Source organism: Reyranella sp., from assembly GCF_017305915.1.
Lineage (GTDB): Bacteria > Pseudomonadota > Alphaproteobacteria > Reyranellales > Reyranellaceae > Reyranella.
In genome coordinates, this window is the sequence record NZ_JAFKJN010000007.1 from 94462 (window position 1) to 114339 (window position 19878).

The 19878-nt window shown below is 68.1% G+C and carries 22 protein-coding genes; 12 read left to right on the plus strand and 10 right to left on the minus strand.

The features are described 5' to 3' along the window. Positions 1 to 41: 41 nt before the first annotated feature. The 5 genes from J0J01_RS03965 to J0J01_RS03985 all read right to left on the minus strand — a co-directional run bounded on the left by J0J01_RS03965 (position 42) and on the right by J0J01_RS03985 (position 3979). Complete coding sequence (locus J0J01_RS03965) at positions 42 to 989, minus strand: hypothetical protein (protein WP_296378901.1); 948 nt, start codon at positions 987 to 989, stop codon at positions 42 to 44. A 4-nt stretch (positions 990 to 993) separates the two neighbouring features. Next, entirely contained in the window at positions 994 to 1965 is a 972-nt protein-coding gene (locus tag J0J01_RS03970; protein WP_296378903.1) for a TauD/TfdA family dioxygenase, read from the minus strand. Positions 1966 to 2000: 35 nt separating this feature from the next. After that, entirely contained in the window at positions 2001 to 2159 is a 159-nt protein-coding gene (locus J0J01_RS03975; protein WP_296378904.1) for a hypothetical protein, read from the minus strand. Positions 2160 to 2239: 80 nt separating this feature from the next. Beyond that, entirely contained in the window at positions 2240 to 3409 is a 1170-nt protein-coding gene (locus J0J01_RS03980; protein ID WP_296378905.1) for an amidohydrolase family protein, read from the minus strand. A gap of 15 nt (positions 3410 to 3424) precedes the next feature. Further along, the gene (locus J0J01_RS03985) at positions 3425 to 3979 is read right to left on the minus strand and encodes a GNAT family protein (protein ID WP_296378906.1); all 555 of its coding nucleotides are present in this window, start codon (positions 3977 to 3979) and stop codon (positions 3425 to 3427) included. 27 nt (positions 3980 to 4006) lie between these two features. On the opposite strand from J0J01_RS03985, the gene J0J01_RS03990 reads away from it, so the two are divergent. Then, the gene (locus J0J01_RS03990) at positions 4007 to 5068 is read left to right on the plus strand and encodes an ATP-dependent 6-phosphofructokinase (RefSeq protein WP_296378907.1); all 1062 of its coding nucleotides are present in this window, start codon (positions 4007 to 4009) and stop codon (positions 5066 to 5068) included. Positions 5069 to 5135: 67 nt separating this feature from the next. On the opposite strand, the gene prmB is transcribed toward J0J01_RS03990, so the two are convergent. Beyond that, the gene (gene prmB / locus J0J01_RS03995; protein WP_296378908.1) at positions 5136 to 6089 is read right to left on the minus strand and encodes a 50S ribosomal protein L3 N(5)-glutamine methyltransferase; all 954 of its coding nucleotides are present in this window, start codon (positions 6087 to 6089) and stop codon (positions 5136 to 5138) included. Between the two features lie 20 nt (positions 6090 to 6109). On the opposite strand from prmB, the gene J0J01_RS04000 reads away from it, so the two are divergent. Genes J0J01_RS04000 through J0J01_RS04010 form a run of 3 tightly spaced genes read left to right on the plus strand, consistent with a single transcriptional unit; the run spans position 6110 to position 9275 of the window. Then, complete coding sequence (locus J0J01_RS04000; protein WP_296378909.1) at positions 6110 to 6505, plus strand: hypothetical protein; 396 nt, start codon at positions 6110 to 6112, stop codon at positions 6503 to 6505. After that, positions 6502 to 7686 carry a CoA transferase gene (locus tag J0J01_RS04005; protein ID WP_296378910.1) on the plus strand — a complete coding sequence of 395 codons (1185 nt, stop codon included), beginning with the start codon at positions 6502 to 6504 and terminating at the stop codon, positions 7684 to 7686. The genes J0J01_RS04000 and J0J01_RS04005 overlap by 4 nt, the downstream gene beginning before the upstream one ends. Beyond that, positions 7647 to 9275 (plus strand): tannase/feruloyl esterase family alpha/beta hydrolase, encoded by a 1629-nt coding sequence (locus J0J01_RS04010; protein WP_296378911.1) that lies wholly within the window; start codon positions 7647 to 7649, stop codon positions 9273 to 9275. The genes J0J01_RS04005 and J0J01_RS04010 overlap by 40 nt, the downstream gene beginning before the upstream one ends. A gap of 76 nt (positions 9276 to 9351) precedes the next feature. Here J0J01_RS04010 and J0J01_RS04015 read toward each other — a convergent pair whose 3' ends face one another. The 3 genes from J0J01_RS04015 to J0J01_RS04025 all read right to left on the minus strand — a co-directional run bounded on the left by J0J01_RS04015 (position 9352) and on the right by J0J01_RS04025 (position 12843). After that, positions 9352 to 9888, minus strand: coding sequence for a hypothetical protein (locus J0J01_RS04015; RefSeq protein ID WP_296378912.1), 537 nt, complete (start codon positions 9886 to 9888; stop codon positions 9352 to 9354). A 175-nt stretch (positions 9889 to 10063) separates the two neighbouring features. After that, complete coding sequence (locus J0J01_RS04020) at positions 10064 to 11587, minus strand: amidase family protein (protein ID WP_296378913.1); 1524 nt, start codon at positions 11585 to 11587, stop codon at positions 10064 to 10066. A 17-nt stretch (positions 11588 to 11604) separates the two neighbouring features. After that, positions 11605 to 12843 carry an amidohydrolase family protein gene (locus J0J01_RS04025; RefSeq protein WP_296378914.1) on the minus strand — a complete coding sequence of 413 codons (1239 nt, stop codon included), beginning with the start codon at positions 12841 to 12843 and terminating at the stop codon, positions 11605 to 11607. Positions 12844 to 12897: 54 nt separating this feature from the next. Here J0J01_RS04025 and J0J01_RS04030 point away from each other — a divergent pair, with 54 nt between their 5' ends. The 4 genes from J0J01_RS04030 (at position 12898) to J0J01_RS04045 (ending at position 16547) form a co-directional block, all read left to right on the plus strand. Then, complete coding sequence (locus J0J01_RS04030) at positions 12898 to 13863, plus strand: tripartite tricarboxylate transporter substrate binding protein (protein WP_296378915.1); 966 nt, start codon at positions 12898 to 12900, stop codon at positions 13861 to 13863. Between the two features lie 136 nt (positions 13864 to 13999). After that, a complete protein-coding gene (locus tag J0J01_RS04035; RefSeq protein ID WP_296378916.1) occupies positions 14000 to 15160 on the plus strand; it encodes a thiolase family protein in 1161 nt (386 codons plus the stop codon). After that, positions 15157 to 15579, plus strand: coding sequence for a Zn-ribbon domain-containing OB-fold protein (locus J0J01_RS04040; protein WP_296378918.1), 423 nt, complete (start codon positions 15157 to 15159; stop codon positions 15577 to 15579). The genes J0J01_RS04035 and J0J01_RS04040 overlap by 4 nt, the downstream gene beginning before the upstream one ends. Continuing rightward, positions 15579 to 16547 (plus strand): tripartite tricarboxylate transporter substrate binding protein, encoded by a 969-nt coding sequence (locus J0J01_RS04045; protein ID WP_296378919.1) that lies wholly within the window; start codon positions 15579 to 15581, stop codon positions 16545 to 16547. The genes J0J01_RS04040 and J0J01_RS04045 overlap by 1 nt, the downstream gene beginning before the upstream one ends. Here the strand turns inward: J0J01_RS04045 and J0J01_RS04050 are convergent. Continuing rightward, positions 16534 to 17406: an alpha/beta fold hydrolase gene (locus J0J01_RS04050; protein ID WP_296378920.1), complete on the minus strand. Its 873-nt coding sequence runs from the start codon at positions 17404 to 17406 to the stop codon at positions 16534 to 16536. The two genes, J0J01_RS04045 and J0J01_RS04050, sit on opposite strands and share 14 nt — an antisense overlap. A 72-nt stretch (positions 17407 to 17478) precedes the next feature. On the opposite strand from J0J01_RS04050, the gene J0J01_RS04055 reads away from it, so the two are divergent. From J0J01_RS04055 to soxZ, 4 genes are read left to right on the plus strand one after another with little or no spacing between them, the layout of a single operon-like run. Further along, positions 17479 to 17859 (plus strand): cytochrome c family protein, encoded by a 381-nt coding sequence (locus tag J0J01_RS04055; RefSeq protein WP_296378921.1) that lies wholly within the window; start codon positions 17479 to 17481, stop codon positions 17857 to 17859. Continuing rightward, positions 17860 to 19056, plus strand: a complete 1197-nt coding sequence (gene soxA, locus J0J01_RS04060; protein ID WP_296378922.1) for a sulfur oxidation c-type cytochrome SoxA — start codon at positions 17860 to 17862, stop codon at positions 19054 to 19056. It abuts the gene before it with no gap. Between the two features lie 20 nt (positions 19057 to 19076). Beyond that, positions 19077 to 19529: a thiosulfate oxidation carrier protein SoxY gene (gene soxY / locus J0J01_RS04065; protein ID WP_296378923.1), complete on the plus strand. Its 453-nt coding sequence runs from the start codon at positions 19077 to 19079 to the stop codon at positions 19527 to 19529. 10 nt (positions 19530 to 19539) lie between these two features. Continuing rightward, positions 19540 to 19869: a thiosulfate oxidation carrier complex protein SoxZ gene (soxZ, locus tag J0J01_RS04070; RefSeq protein ID WP_296378924.1), complete on the plus strand. Its 330-nt coding sequence runs from the start codon at positions 19540 to 19542 to the stop codon at positions 19867 to 19869. Positions 19870 to 19878: the final 9 nt, after the last annotated feature.

A 19878-nucleotide genomic window follows, 5' to 3' on the forward strand; every position in this document is an offset into this window, starting at 1 on the left:
TCTGCGACGGCGGCGCGCGGCGGCAAGATTGATTGAACCGGTCAAGCCTCTTTGCCGGCGGCGACGGCGAAGCACGCCATGACGAAGCACGGCAGGAAGACGCGCACGTCCTCGAACCAGCCGAACAGCAGCCCGGGCACGGCGAGCAGCAGCGCCAACGCCACGAACCGGATCGCCAGCGGCGTGCTGAAGTCGACGCAGGCCGACAGGAACAGCGTTGCCCCGACCAGCACGCCCAGCCAGCCGACGATGCCGAAGGTGCGGATCGACAGCCACAGCGTCTCGATATTGTGCGGCAGCGCCCACCAGTTCTGGGCGCCGGTGTTGCTGATCACGGCGCGCACGCCGAGCGCCAGGGCGTAGCTCGCGACACAGATGACGACGGTCTCCAGCCCGCGCCGCGGCAGCGGGCGCGGCGGCGCCAGCACGAACCAGGCGATGCCGGCATAGGCGGCCGATTCGCGGTTGATCGCGAACAGCAGCGCGATCGCCAGGGCGAGGCCGAAGCGGCCGCCGAGCGCCGCGGCGACCGCGAGCGCCTGCGCGCCGAGGTCGATGACGTCGGTCGGATCCTCCCACGGGAAGACGAAGGCGGTGATCGTCGCCAGCGCCATCAGGGAGGTGGCGAACTGCGTCCGCGTCAGCGACGCCTGCAACGGCTGCCGGCAGACCCAGGCGAAGACACCGAGGCCGAACAGGCAGCTCGCGATCCGCAGCAGGATGTACCACTGCCCTTCGGAGAACAGCCCGATGCCCTGCCAGGCACCGAGCAGCAGCGCCGGGAAGAGGATGCGGTTGTAGAACGGGTGCACGGTCGAATGGGCGTCGCCGAAGACCAGCGGCCGGCCGTGCAGGATGTTCGACATGTTCTGGATGGTGTCGGCGCGCGTGCCGATGCGCAGCGCCAGCGAGGCCCAGGCGACGACCAGCGACAATCCGACCACGAGGCCTGCCAGGCGCAGCACCGGCCGGGAGAGCAAGGCCTGCATCGCCTTAGCCGCAGTAGCCGCGCTTGCCAGCGTCGCGCAGCCACAGCCGCACGAGGTGGCGCTTGCGCTCGGGCTCCGGGAAGTCGGTGAACTCGGTGCGGGCGTGGCCGGTGGCGCGGTTGTTGACGAACTGGATCTGGCCCGGCGCGAAGCCGAGCTCGACATGCAGCTCGGGCCGATCGAACACCGACTGCACGGCGGCGAGTGCCGCCGCCGTCTCGTTGTCCATGCGCTCGCCGCGCAGCTCGTAGCCGGCATGGATCTCGCTCAGCGCCAGCCGCGCCTTGATCGTGCCGTCGGCGCCGCGCTCGAACATCGGCGCGCCGAAGGTGGTGGGCTCGCCGGGGTGATGCTCGGCATGGCGGTCGTACCAGAACGGCCGGTAGAGCCGCGCCATCAGCTCGGGATGCCGGTGTTGCAGCGCCTCGTGCACGGTGGCGACGCTCATCACCTGGCTGATGCCGCCTTCCTTCGCGGGGTGCAGGCAGAGCAGGCAGACATAGTCCGGCGGCGTCTCGTTGTAGGAATTGTCGTTGTGGAAGCGCAGGTCGACGTTGGTCACGGTCGGCCGGATGCCCGAGCCCGGCTTGAGCGTCACGCCGGTGTCCATGACGTCGTAGAACATCTGGCCGGTGATCTTCTGCGCCACCGGTCGCGCCAACAGGCTCGACAGCAGCCAGTAGAGCTGTATCGCCTCGTCGCCGGCAATCTCCGCCATCGGCAGGCGGTCGAGCACGGCGAACATCGGCCCGCTCTGGGTGACGCGCCGTACTTCGGTCATCACGGCGCGGCAGGCCTCGAGGGCGAAGTCCTTCGGGTCGAGCAGGAAGGTCGGCACCGGCGCGCGGCGGATCTCGTCGCGCACGGCGAGCAGCTCGCGGGTCGCGGCATCGGTCAGGGTTACGGTCCAGTCGGCGGCGGCGATGGTATCGCGCGTCCACGCCTGCGGAACGGCGCGCGCGGAAGTCTGGGTCATGGCGCCCTCCTTACCACGGAAGGACGCCGATTCCGCTACCAGACCAGGCGGACGCCGCCGGTGCCGGAGACGCCGCGGGCGTTGTCGGCGACGTCGCCGTCGAACTGGCCGTAGAGGCGCACCAGGCGGCCGTGCTCCAGCTCGAGCCCGGCGCCGACCACCAGCGAATCGGCGTTGGGCTGCGCGCCGGCCATCTGGAAGGGAAAGGTGCGACGGGCAGGACGTTCAGCGCCACGCTGGCGCTGCGGTTGGTGTTGAACTCGTGCGGCTGGCATCAGAATCTGAACGCTTTTCTGACGTTGTCCCCTAGCAATCCCCGACGCGCCGGCGCAGGGACCGCGTCCGCCATCTCCTCGAGGGCCTGGAGGTAGTCGCCGGTGTGGTCGGGATGCGGGTAGTCGGAGGCCCAGAAGAAGCGGTCGGCGCCGTAGGTCGCCATCATGGCGGGCAGGGTGCGCTCGTCGGGATCTCCCGAGATCCAGACCTGGCGGCGGAAGTAGTCGCTGGGCTTGAGCTCGAGCGGCGCGCGGCCGCCGAGATAGGTCGCGGTGGCGACACCGTCGAGCCGGTCGAGCCAGTAGCCGATCCAGCCGGCGCCGCATTCCAGCAGCACCAGCTTAAGCGTCGGGAAGCGGTCGAAGGTGGCGAAGTCGTAGAAGGTGGTGAAGGCCTGGCGGACCCCTTCGCCCGCGGTCACCGAGGCGAGCAGCGTGAGCCGATGGCCGTTCTCGAACCGCGGCGAGCGCAGGTCGAACGGCTCGAAGGCCGGATGGATGGCGATCGGCACGTCGAGCTCGACTGCCTTGGCATAGACCGGATCGTGGAGGGGGTCGCCGTGCGCCTTGTGCGTCCAGGTGAAGGGCACCACGAAGGCGCCGCGGCAGCCGTCCTTCACCGCGCGCTCGAGCTCGATGGCGGCGGCTTCGGGATCGCCGAGCGACAGATGCGCGATCGGGATCAGCCGGCCGCCGGTGTTGCGGCAGAAGTCGGCGATCCAGCGGTTGTAGGCGCGGCAATAGGCCTGGCTCAGCTCGATGTCGTCGAGCTCGGCTTCCCACAGGATGCCGAGCGTCGGATAGAGCACCGCCGCGTCGAGCCCTTCGGCGTCGAGCAGCTTCAGCCGCTCCGCCGCGTCGCAGGCGCCGTAGGGCATGTTGGCGGCGTAGGTCTTGTCGGGGTGCGGGGTGAAGGCCTCGAGATCCTTCTGGCCCATGCGCCCCAGCGTCGCCGGATAGCCGCGCCGCGTGCGCTTGCTCGGCCGGCCGCCGATCTCGAGATATTCCAGCCCGTTCTCGTCGCGCTTCAGGCGCAGCGCGCGGTCGCGGTACTTGGCCTCGATGTAGTGGTCCCAGAGGCTCGCGTCTTCCAGCACATGGCCGTCGGCATCGACGGCGCCGCGGTGTTTCAGGCGATGGACGTTCGCTGGATCGAATACGGGTCGCATGGTCGGCGCTCCCCCTTATTTTTCTTCTCCGGCGATCAGGCCGTAGAGCATGACGCTATGCCATTGCTTGCCGACCCACCAGCGATCGCGGATCGGCCCGCCCTCCAGGCGAAAGCCGAGCCGCTTGGCGAGCGCTGCCGAGGGCTTGTTCTCCGGCCGGATCAGCGCCTCGACTTTATGGACGGCGAGCGTGTCGATCAGGTAGCGCACCAGCGCCCGCCCGGCCTCGGTCATGTAGCCCTTGCCCTGCCGGCTGGGCTCGATCATCCAGCCGACATCGACCCGGCGCTCGCGCCGGTCGCGGCGGTGGTAGTTGATCATGCCGATCAGCCGCTTGCTCTTCTTGTCCTCGACCGCCCACAGCACGTACTGCCAGGGATGATAGGCGACGTGCCAGCGCATCATGCGCCGCGTCTCGTCGAGCGATCCGGTGCGGTCGACGCCCCAGTAGCGCAGGTTGTCGCCGTCGGTGTAGAGCGCATGCAGCGCCTTGAGGTCGCTCGCCCGGAAGGCGCGCAGCCTGAGCCGTTCGGTTTCGATCGTCGGGGCTGTCTTGCGGATGCCGGCCATGCGTTACACTAACGACGGAGGCGCCCCATGACCAAGTGCATCGGCATCCTCACCAGCGGCGGCGACTGCGCCGGCCTCAACGCCACCATCAGGGCGGTCGCGCTGCGCGCGCATCACGGTTACGGCTGGAAGACGGTCGGCATCAGCCACGGCACGCACGGCCTGCTGCACCGGCCGGTCGCCGCCGAGCCGCTCGACCCGTCGCGGCTCGATGCGGTGCTGGCGCGCCAGGGCGGCACCTTCCTCGGCACCACCAACCGCGGCAACCCGTTCGCCTTCCCGATGCCCGACGGCAGCCTCAAGGACCGCTCGCCGGAGATGGTCGAGGGCCTGCGCGAGCTGCATCTCGACGGGCTGATCGGCGTCGGCGGCGACGGCAGCCTCGAGATCCTGCGCCGGCTGCTCAGCGGCACCAACCTGCCGTTCATCGGCATCCCCAAGACGATCGACAACGACGTCCACCAGACCGAGCGCGCGGTCGGCTACTCGACCGCGGTCGCCATCGCCACCGAGGCGCTCGACCGCCTGCAGCCGACCGGCGCCAGCCACGAGCGCGTCATGGTGCTGGAGGTGATGGGCCGCGACGCCGGCCACATCGCCATCGCCGCCGGCATCGCGGGCGGCGCCGACATCGTGCTGATCCCCGAGGTCGACTGGCATCTCGACCATGTGGTGAGGCGCATCGACGCCCTGCGCCGCACCGGCCGCAGCTCGGCGCTGGTCGTGGTCGCCGAGGCGGCGCTCGACAGCCACCAGGGCGAGCGGAGCGGCGATGCCAGCATCGGCGAATGGCTGGCCCACCGGCTGATGGAGATGACCGGGGCGGAGGCGCGCGCCACCGTGCTGGGCCACGTCCAGCGCGGCGCCCAGCCGACCGCCGAGGACCGGCTGCTGGCCGCGGCGTTCGGCGTGCGCGCGGTCGACCTGCTGGCGGCCGGCAAGGGCGACCGCATGGTCGGCTGGTGGAACCGCTCGGTGATCGACGTGCCGCTGGAGAAGGTGGTCGGCCGCTCGCGCACCGTCGATCCGGACGGTGCGCTGATCCGCACCGCCCGGGCGCTCGGCATCTGCCTCGGCGACAAGGGGTAGCGTCCGGATGTCCGGCCGCAAGCCAGCCGGACATCCGGACGCCTCCGATATCGATAAAATAAGGGTTTTAGCCGCGAATCCGGGAATCCGGCCCCACCCCCCGGGCCGGACGGTCGCGGACGCTCCGGACACCCGACTGCAGGTAGTTTTGCCACAGCCAGAAAACTTCGCCCGAACTTTGCTCGGTATCGAGCCAGAGAAAATCCGCGTCGGGATAGGCGCGCTCGAGCGGCTTGCGGCCGCGGCCGAGCTCGCAGAGGAGGCCGCCGCCCGGGCGCAGGTGGCGCGGCCTCTCGGCGAGGATGCGGTGCACGATGTCGAGGCCGTCGTCGCCCGCCGCCAAGGCCAGGCGCGGCTCATGACGGTACTCGGGCGGCAGCTTCGCCATGCCGCCGGCATCGACATAGGGCGGGTTGGTGATGATCAGGTCGTAGCGCTGCTTGGCGACCGGCTCGAACAGGTCGCCGCGATGGAGCGCGATGCGGTCGCCCAGCCGATGGCTGGCCACGTTGCGCCGTGCCAGCGCCAGCGCGCCGGCCGACAGGTCGACGGCGTCGATCTTCGCGCGTGGGAAGGCGAGCGCCGCCAGGATCGCGAGGCAGCCCGAGCCGGTGCAGAGATCGAGCACGCGCTTCACCTTGTGCGGATCGATCGGCAGCGCGCCGTCCGCGAGCAGGTCGCCGATGAAGGAGCGCGGGATCAGCGCGCGCCGGTCGATGTGGAAGCGCACGCCGCGCATGTAGGCGGCACCCAGCAGATACGGCGCGGGCAGGCGCAGCGAGACGCGCGCATCGATCAAGGTCAGCAGCCGCGCGCGCTCCGCTTCGGTCGGCTCGAGATCGAGCCAGGGATCGATGGTGTGGATCGGCAGCCTGAGCGCCTCCAGCATCATGAAGGCAGCCTCGTCGACGGCGTTGGTCGTGCCGTGGCCGTAGGCGAGCCGCGCCGCCTTGAAGCGTCGCACCGCGAACCGGAAGAAATCACCGAGCGTGACGAGAGAGGGTTTGGAAGCGGCCGGCATGCGGGCCTAGATTAGCCGACATGAATCGCCGCGCCTTCCTTTTCGCGAGCCTCGCCGCTTCGGCGGCCGGCACGGCGCGTGCGGCAAATCCTCTGCAGGTGGTCTATGTCGGCGGCCAGGATTGTCCGCCCTGCCGGCGCTGGAGCGCCACCTACAGGGACAAGTGGCTGGCCTCGCCCGAGTACCGGCAGGTGGTCTGGACCGAGGTCGAGCCGCCGCATCTGGCGGAGGCCTATCAGGAGCGGCACTGGCCCGAAGCGTTGCGGCCGGTGCTGGCGCAGGTGCCGCGCAAGTCGGGCACGCCGCGCTTCCTGATCGTCGACAACGGCCGGATCGTGTCCAACGAGATGGGCGTCACGAAGTGGCTCAACACCATGGCGGAGCTCAGGAAGCTCCTGGGAGAGCAAGCATCATGATGGCGCTCGAAGATCTGGTGGTCCTCGACCTGACGACGCATCTGTCGGGGCCGTTCTGCGGCATGCAGCTCGCCGACATGGGCGCCGACGTGATCAAGATCGAAAGCCCGGCGGGCGATTCGATCCGCGGCGCGCCGCCCTTCGTCGAGGGCGAGGGTGCGCCCTTCATGCTGTGGAACCGCAACAAGCGCGGCATCGTGCTCGACCTCAAGGCGGCCGACGACCTCGAGATCTTCTGGGACCTGGTCGACGGCGCCGACGTCGTGCTGGAGAACTTCCGCCCCGGCGTGCTCGACAAGCTCGGCATCGGCTGGAGCGCGCTGCACAAGCGCAATCCGCGGCTGATCCTGGGCTCGATCTCGGGCTTCGGCCAGACGGGGCCGTATGCCAAGCGCGGCGGCTTCGATCTGGTGATCCAGGCGATGTCGGGGCTGATGTCGGTCACCGGCCCGAAGGACGGGCCGCCCTACCGCATTCCGCTCGCCATCTCGGACGTCGGCGCCGGCCTCTATCTCACCATCGGCGTGCTGTCGGCGCTGCAGGCGCGGCACAAGACGGGCGAGGGGCAGTGGGTCGAGACCTCGCTGCTCGAGGCCACGGTGTCGCTCGGCGTCTATGAGGCCGCGAACTACTTCGCGACCGGCGTGCGGCCGGAGAAGCTGGGGCAGGGGCATCGCGGCTCCTCGCCCTACCAGGTGTTCCAGAGCAAGGACGGCTGGTTCACGATCGGCGCAGCGCAGCAGAACTTCTTCCGCAAGGTCTGCGAGATGATCGGCAAGCCCGAGCTGGTCGACGATCCGCGGTTCAAGACCAACGCGCTGCGGGTGAAGAACAACACGGAGATCGTTGCGCTCCTGCAGGCCGAGCTGGCCAAGAAAAGCAACGACGAGTGGCTGGCTGCCTTCGAGGCCGCGGGCATCCCGGCCGGCCCGGTGCTGCATCACGACGAGGTCTTCGCCAACGAGCAGATCCTGGCGCGCGGCATGGTCGCCGAGGTCGATCACGCCAAGGCCGGCAGGCAGAAGACGCTGGGCGTGCCGCTCAAGCTGTCGGCGACACCGGGGGGCGTGCGCCGCGCGGCGCCGACCCTCGGCCAGCACGACGGCGAGCTCAAGAAACGCAAATCGAGGGGAGCGAAACCATGGCCAGAACGACAGGAGTCCTTGCAGCGCTCGCGCTGATCCCGGCCGCGGCGGCGGCGCAGAACGGCTACAGCTTCATCGACGCGGACAAGTCCGCCGTCCGCTACGGCGTGGCGGACGCGGACAAGTCCGCCGTCCGCTACGGCGTGGCGCCGATGAAGCCGGCGATGAGCTGCGCCGCGGTCTCGGGCCTGGCCACAGCCGACACCACCATCCTCTCGGCACGCACCGTGCCGGCCGCCGACGGCGTTCCCGAGCACTGCCGCGTCACCGGCCTGATCGCCCCGGAGATCCGCTTCGAGCTCAACCTGCCGGCCAACTGGAATCGCCGCTTCTACATGCACGGCAACGGCGGCTTCGCCGGCGAGAGCCCCGAGTTCGGGCCGCGGCCGATGTATCGGGCCAATGCGCTGAAGCAGGGCTTCGCCGTGGTGCAAACCAACACCGGCCACGACGCCCAGGGCGAGCCGCTGGCGAGCTTCGCCCTCAACTACCAGAAGCGCGTCGACTACGCCTTCCGCGCGGTGCATCTCACCGCCGTCGAGGGCAAGCGCCTCACCGCGGCCTACTACGACCGCGCCGCGTCCTATTCCTACTGGGACGGCTGCTCGACCGGCGGGCGGCAGGGCCTGATCAGCGCCCAGCGCTACCCGCAGGATTTCGACGGCATCCTGGCCGGCGCGCCTGTCCTGAACTTCGTCGACACGGTGACGCAGAGCCTGTGGAACGGGCTGGTGCTGAGCGAGACTCCGGTGTCGCTCGCCAAGCTGAAGCTGGTGGCCGACGCGACCCTGGCGCGCTGCGACGCCAGGGACGGGCTGAAGGACGGCCTGATCGACGATCCGCGCAAGTGCGATTTCAATCCCGCCCGCGACGTCAGGCAGTGCGCGGCCGGCCAGGACGGCGACGACTGCCTGACGGCGGCGCAGAGCGCGGCGGTGAAGACGATCCACGAGGGCCTGCAGGTCAACGGCAAGCCGCACCTGTTCGGCTATCCGATCGGCTCGGAAGCGACCGGCTTCTCGACGACGGCCGGCGGCAAGATGACCAGCGGCTGGGATCTCTGGCTGACGCCGCCGCCCGGCGGCAAGTCATTCCAGCACGCCTTCGGCGACAGCTTCGTGCGCTATTGGGCATCGCCCAAGACCGATCCCGCGATCGATCCGGCCAAGTTCGACTTCGACAAGGACATGGCCAGATTCGTCGACGCCCGCGCGCTCCTGAACGCGACCGAAACAGACCTGTCGCCGTTCCGCTCGCGCGGCGGCAAGCTCCTGATGTATTTCGGCTGGGCCGACACCGCGCTCGCGCCGCTGATGGGCATCGACTACTACGAGAAGGCGGTCGCGAAGAACGGCCCGCAGACTGGCGAGTTCTTCCGGCTGTTCATGGTGCCCGGCATGTTCCATTGCCGGGGCGGCGTCGGGCCGGACCGGCTGGACGGGCTGACGGCGCTGATCAACTGGGTCGAGAACGGCACCACGCCGGCGACGATCACCGCCACCCAGATGACCGACGGCAAGCCGGTGCGCACGCGCCCGCTCTGCCCCTATCCGCAGGTCGCGCGCTTCTCCGGCAACGGCAGCCCCGACGACGTGGCCAACTTCGCCTGCAAGGCGCCGGACTGAATCGCCCTTATTCATCACCTCATATTCCTCTCCCCCGGTAGGGGGAGAGGCGAGGAGAGGGGGAGCGCGTCGATGCTCAGCTCCGACGGTCGGGCTTGCCGTCACCGTCGCGGTCGCGCCAGTTGCCGTTCGACCGGTTGTTGTTGCCGACGTTCGGGGTCGGCGTCGGGCGCGGGTTGTTGTTGGCCTGCGGGGCCGGCGGCGTCGGCCGCGGGCGGTCGACATGCTGTGGCGGCGGGTTGTTGTCGCGGCCGCCGTCCCAGCGATGGTCGTTGCCGCGATTGTCGCCCCAGCGATGGTCGTTCCAGCGGTCATTGTCGCGGGTCCGCACGGGCACCGGCGTCGGCACCGGCACGTAGCGCGTCTGGGTCACCACCGTCGGCGACGGATTGTAGTAGTAATTGTTGACTCTCGGCGTCGCGTAATAGCCCGGCGAACTGTAGTAGCTGCTCGACGGGTAGTAGCCGTTCGAATAACCGTTCGAATAGCCATTCGAATAGCCGTTGCCGTAGTAGCCGTTGCTGTAGCCGTAGCCCTGGTCCATCGACCCGACGCAGCCCACGGTCGTTACCGCTATGGCGGCCATGGCGACGAGCCCTTTGACGTTGCGCATTTTCGCCTCCAGAGGGGCGCCCCTTCGACGGGTCCTTCCCACTACAGGACGTACGCAACCGACTAGGGCGCCGGGCGGCGCAATTGTGGCAAGAAGAACGCCGCGTCTCACATCGTCGTGAAGCACGGCGTCCCGGGGAGCGTCGGTTCTGTCGGGGCGACAGGGGCGCGCTTGGCTACAAGGCGCCGGGAGCCGGACCCTTCGCCCGTTTCGCATTCAGCTTCGGCGGATGCGTGACAATCGACTTCAGCGCCGGCACCGGCTTCTCGAGCTTCTTGAGGTTCGGCAACGGCCGCGCCAGGCCGGGGATGGTCTTGAACGCCTGCTCCATGGCGTGCGCGGCGCCCAGCACCTCGCCGTCGCCGCGGAAGCGGCCGATCACCTGCAGGCCGAACGGCATCTTCTTATGGTCGAGGCCGCAGGGCAGCGAGACGGCGGGGTTCGAGGTCAGCGTCACGAAGTACTTGGTCGCCATCCAGTGATAGTAGGTGCCGAGCTTCTTGCCGTCCATCTCCGAGAGGTAGAGCTGCTTCCACGGGAACGGTGTGAAGCCGACCGTCGGGCCGATCACCAGGTCGTAGTCCTTGTAGATCTCCTGGAAGGCGCGGAAGATTCGCGTCTGCTCGCCGTGCGCCCAGGCGAAGTCGGCCAGGGTCAGCTTCGCGCCCAGCTCGTAGTTGGCGATGATGTTCGGCCCGAGCATCTTGCGATTGTTGATGTAGGCGTCCCGGTAGCGCGACAGGAAGCTCACGGCACGGATCACGTCGAAGCAGCGGTCGGCGCCGCCGTAGTCGACGTCGACCTTGTCGAAGCGGCGGAACAGATGCTTCATCGCCTTGACCTTCTCGCGGAAGGTCTGGCGGATGCCCTTCTCGACCGGTGCGCCGCCGAAATCCTCGGTGTAGGCGACCTTGAGGCTGCCGAGATCGACCGGCCACGGCTCGGCATAGGCGTCGGCCTCGAGCGGGAAGCTGAGGGGATCGCTGTCGTGCTGGCCGATCTGCGTGGCGTAGAGCAGACAGACATCGGCGACGTTGCGGCCCATCGGGCCGAGCACGGAGATCGGCGTCCAGCCCATCGCACGCCGCTCGACCGCGACCATGCCGGGCGAGGGGCGGAAGCCGACGATGCCGCAGAACGCCGCCGGGTTGCGCAACGAGCCGCCGGTGTCCGAGCCGGTGCAGACCGGCAGCATGTCGGTGGCGAGCGCCACCGCCGAGCCGCCCGACGAGCCGCCGGGGTTGAGCATCGGATTGAACGGATTGCCCGTGGCGCCCCACACCGGGTTGCGGCTGTTCGAGCCGGCGCCGAACTCCGGCACGTTGGTCTTGCCGACCACGACCGCGCCGGCGGCGCGCACGCGGCCGACCATGACGTTGTCGTGGGCCGGCACGAAGTCGCGATAGAGCGGCGAGCCGTAGGTGGTGAGGAGGTCCTGGGTCTCCTCGAGATCCTTGATGCCGGTCGGCAGGCCGTGCAGCAGCGGCAGATCCTCGCCGCGGCGCACCGCGGTCTCGGCGGCCTTGGCTTCCTTGCGGGCGCGGTCGACGCACATCGCGGTCACGGCGTTGACCGCCGGATTGATCCGCTTGATCTGCTGCAGGCAGGCTTCGAGCAATTCGACCGGGGAGATTTCCTTGGTGCCGATGCGGCGGCGCATTTCCACCGACGACAGCGCCAGCAGGTCTTGGTTGGCCATTCTTTCCTCTCAGTCGATCAGGGCTTGTGCAGGCGCACGGGCTCGCGGGTCACGGTGCGACGGCCGCGCTTGAAGGCGGCGAGTACCGGCGCGACGGTGCGCAGCGCGGTGATGGAGTCGGGCGCATCGAGCATCACCAGGTCGGCGGGATTGCCGACGGCGACGCCGTAGTCGTCCTTGCGCATCAGGCGTGCGGCGGAACTCGTGGTCATGTCCCACAGCGCCTTCACCTCGTCGTCGTTGCCGCGCTGGGTGACGATCGCGTGCATGTTGACCTGGCGCAGCAACTGACCGTCGCCGAACGGCGTGAACGGGTTGAGGATGTTGTTCGAGGCGACCGAGCAGGTGACGCCGCGCTCGGTGAGGTAATTCAGGTCGACCACGTTGCGCGGGACGTTGTGGTCGGTGTGGCGGCCGCCGAGATAGAGGTCGGTCGCCGTCAGCACGGTGGCGGCGACGCCGGCATCGGCCATGCGCCTGGCGACCTTGTCGAGGTCCTTGAACGGCATCGTCGCGAGCTTGCCGACATGGCCGACGGCAACGCGGCCGCCCCATTTGTATTTCTCGGTGAGATCACAGACCAGCAGCGTGTGCAGTTCCTCGGCCGAGGCGCCGCTGTCGAGATGCATGTCGATGTCGACGTCGAACTCGCGCGCCATCTCGAAGACGCGGCGGATCTGCGCCGCCCAGTCGCTGTCGTAGTTGGGCGCAGCGCCGACGACCGTCGCACCGTTCTTGAGGGCGGCGACCATCAGCTCGTCGGTGCCGGGATTGTTGGTCAGGCCCTCCTGCGGCATGACGCAGACCTCTAAATCGATCGCCCATCTATACTTGTCGATCAGGGCCTTCACGCCTTCGACGCCGCGCAGGCCGATCTTGGGATCGACCTCGGCATGGGTGCGCATGCGGGTGGCACCGTGGCTGATGCACTTCTCGATCGTGCCTGAGGCGCGCTCGATCACGTCCTCGACCGTGAAGGTGTGCTTGACCGCCGACACGCGCTCCATCGCGAGGTGCGGGTTGCGCTTGGTCGTGTGCTCGCAGCGGCCGAGGATGCACGATTTGTCGAGATGGATATGGGTCTCGACGAAGCCCGAGCAGACCAGCCGGCCGTGGCCCTGCACCTCTTCCTTCGCCGCGCCGAGGCCGCGCGCGATGGCCGCGATTCGGCCGTCCTTCACGCCGATGTCGGTCGTGGGCTGATCGGGCCTGGCGTCGGCCAGCCGCACGTTGCGCAGGACTGTTTCGAAATCCATCGGAAACGCTACTCCGCCATTGAGGACGGCACGCATGTTGCCCCACACTGGATCATGCTGTCTCGACGGAATTTCCTGATCGCCGCGTCCGCGGCACCCGCGATCGCCAACGCGCAGACCGCGTGGCCGACCAAACCGATCCGCTGGATCGTCAACTTTCCGCCGGCCGGCGCGGCCGACATCCTTTCGCGCACGCTGGCTGAATGGTTCGGTACGCGGCTGGGCCAGCCGATCGTGGTCGAGAACAAGCCCGGCGCCGGCGGCCTGCTGGGTGCCGACATCCTCGCCAAGGCGAAGGGCGACACGCACCTCGTGATGATGTCGAGCGCCGCCTCGCACGGCATCGGGCCGGTGCTTTACAGGGATGTGCCCTACGATGCGCTGGCCGATTTCACGCACATCCAGCTCGTCGGCACCTTCCCGACGGTGCTGGCGGTGAGCGGCACCTCGCCGATCAAATCGGCCAAGGAGCTGATCGACCAGGCGCGCGCCGAGCCCGGCAAGGTGACCTACGGCTCGGGCGGCAACGGCACCATGAACCATCTCACCGGCCAGTTGCTGGCGGCCAAGACCGGCGTGACCCTAACGCACATTCCATATCGCGGCTCGGCACCGGCGATGAACGACCTGATGGGCGGCCAGATCGTGGCGCTGATGGAAAGCCTGCCGACGGCGATCGGCTACTTCTCGTCGGGCCGCATGCGGCCGCTCGCGGTCAGCGAGGACCAGCGCTCGCCGACCCTGCCCGACGTGCCGACTTTCCGCGAAGCGGGATTCGAAGGCGTCGTGACCACCAACTGGTTCGGCTTCTCGGCGACCGCGGGCCTTCCGCCGGAGATCGCCAAGCGCTGGGAGAGCGAGATCCAGACCGCGCTCAAGAGCGACGAGGTGAAGGAGAAATTCGCCAGGATCGGTGTGCGGCCCGGGACGATGGGCTCGGAGGCCTATACCGCGCTGATCCGTAGCGAGCTCGATCGCTGGCGCGAGGTGATTCGCGCCGGAAATATCCGCGCGGACTGATCTGTCGTCCTGAGCGCAGCGAAGGACCTCATGGCGATTGCCAGCGGGATGCTCGTCGAAACGTCATGAGATCCTTCGCTTCGCTCAGGATGACAGCGCGAGTGTCACAGGGCACGATGCGCGCCGGAGGAAACCCATGGCGCATGCGCTTCGCGAGAAGGCCGCAATCAGCGGTGTCGGCGATACGGCTTACACGAGAGGAACGACCAAGAGCGGCCTGGCGCTGCAGCTCGAAGCCAGCCTGAAGGCGATCGAGGATGCCGGCCTGTCGCCGCGCGACATCGACGGCGTCGTGCCGTATTTCCCTGGCGGCGGCATCGCCGAGGACTTCATCGCCAATCTCGGCCTACCCGATCTCACCTTGTCGCTGTTCGTTCCGATGGGCGGCGCGACCTGCGTCGCCGCGATCCAGAGCGCCGCGATGGCGGTCGCGACGGGCGTTTGCAAGAACGTGCTGATCTCGGTCGGCCGCACCGGCTATTCCGGCGCGCGCGTCTCGACCCGCCTGCAGCAATTCCCGCAGTTCGCGCTGGCCGCCGAATTCGAGGCGCCGATCGGCATGTTCGCGCCGGCCCAGCTCTACGCCCAGGGTGCGCGGCGGCACATGGAGCTCTACGGCACGACGGCGCGCCACTTCGCCGAGGTCGCGGTGAAGACCCGCGAGCACGCGATCCTCAACGGCAACGTCGTGATGAACAAGCCGCTGACGGTCGAGGAGCATCACGCCTCGCGCATGATCAGCGATCCGTTCCGGCTGTTCGACTGCAGCCTGGAAAGCGACGGCGGTGCCGCGATCATCGTCAGCGCCGCCGATCGCGCGCGCGACCTCAAGAAACCGCTGGTGACGATCATGGGCGTGGCCGAGGGCCATCCCGAATCGCCGGCCTCGATCGCGCAGCGGCCCGACCTGCTCGACTTCGGCCTCACCAAGGCTTCCGCGCGGGGTTATGCGATGGCCGGTGTCGGTCCCAAGGACATCGACGTCGCCGAGATCTACGACTGTTTCACCTTCACCGTGCTGCGCCAGCTCGAGATCCTGGGTTTCTGCAAGACCGGCGAAGGCGGGCCGTTCGTGATGGACGGCCGCATCGGCATCGGCGGCGAGCTGCCGATCAACACCCATGGCGGCCTGCTGAGCCAGGGCCATGTCGTCGGCCTCAACCATGTGATCGAGCTGACGCGCCAGCTTCGCTGCGAAGCCGGCAAGGCGCAGGTCAAGGAGGCGGAGGTCGGCCTCGTCACCGGCTACGGCGACATGGGCGACGGCTCGCTCGCCATCCTGAGGAGGGCCGCATGAGCACCGCGCCTCAACCTGCCCCTCTCCCGGAGCGGCCGATGCCGGTGCCGACGCGCGAGAGCCAGGCCTATTGGGACGGCCTGCGCGACGGCAAGCTGATGCTGCAGCACTGCGCCTCGTGCGGAAAGGTGCGGCACTATCCGCGGCCGGTCTGCCCGCACTGCTTCTCGATGGAGAGCGAGTTCAAGGCCGCACCGCTCACCGGCAAGGTCCACACCTGGACGGTGTGCCATCACCCGTTCAATTTCTTCTTCAAGGCCCAGTCGCCCTTCATCGTGGCGCTGGTCGACATGGACGCGGGCGTGCGCATCAACGCGCCGCTGCGCGGCATCGCCGAGGGCGATCTCGAGATCGGCCAACGCGTCACCCTGGCTTTCGAGCCGATCACCAAGGACATAACGCTCCCATACTTCACATGATGAAACGCTCGATCTTCCTCGCGGCGGCCGCCGCGACTCTCGTCTCCTTCGCCGCGTCGGCACAGACCGACTGGCCCAACAAGCCGGTCAACATGGTGGTGCCCTATCCGCCGGGCGGCGTGAACGACGCCGTGGCGCGCGTCTATGCCGACAAGCTCACGGCGATCCTCGGCAAGACCGTGGTGGTCGACAACCGCGCCGGCGCGGCGACCACGGTGGCGTCCAACTCCGTCGCCAAGGCTGCCCCCGACGGCTACACGATCTACGCCGGCGGCACGTCGCTGATCATCAATCCGACGCTGATGGGCAACGTGCAGTACGATCCGCACAAGAGCTTCGAGCTCGTGTCGCTGATGTCCTTCACGCCGTTCATCCTGCAGGTCAACGCCGATTTCCCGGCCAAGGACATGACGGAGCTGCTCGCCCAGGTGCGCGCCAATCCCGGCAAATTCAACGTCGGCAGCTCGGGCCTGGGCGCCACCAACCACATGGCGGCCGAGCTGTTCAGGGCGCGGGCCGGGCTCAAATACACCATCGTGCCGTATCGCGGCGGCGCGCAAGCCGGCCAGGACGTGGCGTCGGGCAACGCGCAGATGATGTTCTCGGCCTCGCTCGAGGCCAAGCCGTTCCTCGATTCCAAGAAGACGCGCGCGATCGCGATCTCGAGCCTGACCCGCTCGCCCGCGTTCCCCGACATCCCGACGGTCGCGGAGTCGGCGGGCCTGCCGGATTTCCAGGCGATCTTCTGGCAGGCGATGGTGGTGCCGGCCGGCACGCCCAGGCCGATCGTCGACAAGCTGCAGGCTGCGCTCGCCAAGGTCGCCGCCGATCCCGAGGTGATCGAGAAGTTCAAGGTCCAGGGCGTCGAGATCAAGGGCTCGACCCAGGACGAGCTCAAGGCCTTCTATCTCAGGGAGGAGAAGGTCTGGACGACCCTGATCAAGGAACAGGGCATCAAGGCAGAGTAGACGCCGCCAGGAACTTGGCGATGACGTCGGCGGCGTCCTCGCCATAGAGGTCTTGGAAGAAGTGGTCGGCGCCGTCGATCACGGCAGGCTTGACGCTCGAGGGCAGGCGCTGGGCCAGGTCGGGCACGACCTCGTCCTTGCCGGCGACGATCACCAGCGTCGGATGGCCGGTGCGCGCCGCCAGGCTCGGCGGCATCTCGCCGTAGCCGTCGAGGAAGGTGGCGTTCAGTACCGGCGCCTGCTTGCAGGTCAGGAAGTCGACGGTGCGCCTGGCCAGCGGATTCTTGCGGGCCTCCGCGATCTCGGGCGCGAGATCGTGGCCGAAGGCGCGCTTGTAGATCTCGGCCTGCTCGAGCGAGGTCGCGAAGGCGGGCGCCAGCAGCACGATCTTGCGCACGTCGGGGAACTGGAACTCCGGCGCGAAGGCCGCGACCTGCGCGCCGCCGCGCGAGAAGCCGAGCAGGTCGACGTGCCTGGCCCTCTGGCCCTTCAGCCATTCGATCCAGAGGCCGACCTCGCGCTTGGCGCCGGCCAGGGCATAGTCGTGCACGACGTCGCAGGCGCGCGCGCGGTGACGATCGTCGACGCCGAGCGACAGGGTGATGGCGAGCGAGCCGACGCCGTGCGACTTGAGGTTCTTCTGCAGCGCCGCGATGGTCTCCTGGCCGTACCAGGAGAGCGTGCCGTGCACGATGATGACCACACCGTCGCTCGCCGTCTTGCCCGGTGGCACCTCCAGATTGCCGTTGAGCCTGAGCAGGCTCGGCTTGATCTGCACGGGCTCGGCGCGCGCCGCCGTTGCACCGGCGGCGAGGAGCTGCAGGGCCCCGAAGACAGCCAGGTAAAAAAGCTTGCGCATGGACGACAATCTACCACTTGAATTGGGGCGAAACGTCAGCATTCTCCCCCCTCACACAGTAGGAAATTGGTCATGAAAGGAACGTTTGCAGCCACTCTGTGGGTTGCTGCCGCGATGATTGCGGCGCCGGCCTGGGCGGAAGGCAATGAGGCGCGGGGTGAACGGCTGTTCAACCAGCAGTGCAAGGCCTGTCACACCGTTGAAAAGGGCGGCGCCAGCACGGTCGGGCCCAACCTGCATGGCCTGCTCGGCCGCAAGGCCGGCAGCGAGGGCGGCTATCAGTCCTCCGACGCCATGAAGACGTCGGGCATCGTCTGGGACGACAAGACGCTCGCCGACTATCTCAAGGATCCCAAGGGCAAGGTGCCGGGGACCAAGATGGTTTATATCGGGCTGAAACAGGATGCCCAGCAGCAGGACATGATCGCCTACCTCAAGAAGGCGACGCAGTAGATGCGTCTTGTCCTCTCGGCTCTCGCAATCGCGATGCTGGCCGCGCCCGCCGCGGCGGAAGCGCCGCTGGCTCTGGAAGGTTCGGCGGCACCGTCGCCCTGGCAGCGCTATCCCGGCTGGAACAAGACGCGCTGGGACACCTACAACACGCTCGCCAACCCGACCGCGACGCCGACGCACGGCGCCGAGGCCGTCGTCAAGGAGGTCACCGGCGATCCGGCCAAGGGCGAGAAGCTCGCCTTCGACCGCAATCGCGGCGGCGGGTGCCTCGCCTGCCACGTCATGGGGCCGAAGACGCAGGAGACGCCGGGCAATGTCGGGCCCGACCTGTCGGAGATCGGCACGGCCGGCCGCACCGACCAGTGGCTGTTCAACTACGTCTTCGATGCGCGGGTCCACAACGCGAAGTCGGTGATGCCGCCGTGGGGCAAGCACGGCTTCTACAGCGAGGCCGAGATCAAGGACATCGTCGCCTTCCTGAAGACGCTGAAGACGCCGGCCAGGTTCGCCAACCCGCTCGACGATCCGGAGAAGCGGCCGCAGCCGGTCGAGGACCGCGACGCGCTCGATCCTTTCGTCAATCCGGCGGCCGAGCGCATCGACGCGGGCGCGGCGCTGTTCAAGCAGAACTGCATCTCCTGCCACGCCACGCCCGAGACGACGTTCAAGCGCTGGGCGGTCGAGATGCCCAAGTGGGAGCCGCGTCTGAAGAAGGTCCTGGGCGCCGAGGAGTTCATCACCCGCCATGCCAAGGCCGCGGCCGGCAAGGACTGGCTGATGCAGTCGAAAGAGAACACCGACATGTCGGTCTATCTGCACAGCCTGGCCAACGGCGAGGCGATCAAGGTCGATCTGTCGTCGCCCGACGCCAAGGCGGCCTACGAGCGCGGCGTGAAGCTCGCCGACCTCAAGCTCGGCCAGTTCGATTTCTCCTGCACCGACTGCCACGGCCAGGCGGCCAACAAGTGGATCCGCGGCCAGTGGCTGGGCGAGCCCAAGGGCCAGTTCGACCATTTCCCGCTGTGGCGCACCAGCCGCAACGAGATCTGGGACATCCGCAAGCGCTTCCAGTGGTGCAACGTCCAGGTGCGCGCCAACGAGCTTCCGCCCGACGCCGTTGAATATGGCGAGCTGGAGCTTTATCTGCGCAAGATGAACGAAGGGCTGAAACTGACCGCGCCGAACATCCGGCACTGATGAGCAGGACAAGGGGAACGATGATCGCTTCCAGAGTGACACGACGAACGGCCCTGGCGGCCCCTTTGATGGCTTTGGCCGGCACCCTGGTGGCGCGCAACGCCTTCGCCACTGCCGACCAGGCCAAGGACTGGCTGGCCGCGCTCGCCAAGGGCGCGCCGAAGGACGGCAAGGTGACCCTGAAGGCGCCGGAGATCGCCGAGAACGGCAACGCGGTGCCGCTCACCGTGTCGGTCGACAGCCCGATGAACGACACGTCGTACGTCAAGGCGATCTACATCGCCGCCGACGGCAATCCCAACCCGGGCGTCTCGGTGTTCGAGTTCACGCCGCTGAGCGGCAAGGCAGAGATCGCGCTGCGGGTGCGCCTGCAGCAGACCCAGAAGCTGGTCGCGGTGGCCGAGATGAACGATGGCGCGCTGTTCACGGCGAGCCGCGAGATCAAGGTCACCATCGGCGGCTGCGGCGGCTGAGGAGGAAGACATGGCTGACGACATCAAGCCGCGCCTGCGCGTTCCCGCCTCGGCCAAGAAGGGCGAGGTGATCGAGATCAAGACGCTGATCACCCATCCGATGGAGACCGGCCAACGGAAGGACGCCGACGGCAAGCTGGTGCCGCGGCTGATCGTGAATTCGCTGGTCGTGACCTACAACGGCAAGCCGGTGCTCAACGCCAAGCTCGAGCCGGCGGTCTCGGCGAATCCGTACCTTGCCTTCTTCCTCAAGGTCGAGGAGTCGGGCACGCTCAAGTTCACCTGGACCGACGACGACAAGCAGAGCTGGAGCGCCGAGAGCAAGATCGAGGTCGCGTAGTCGGGGGGG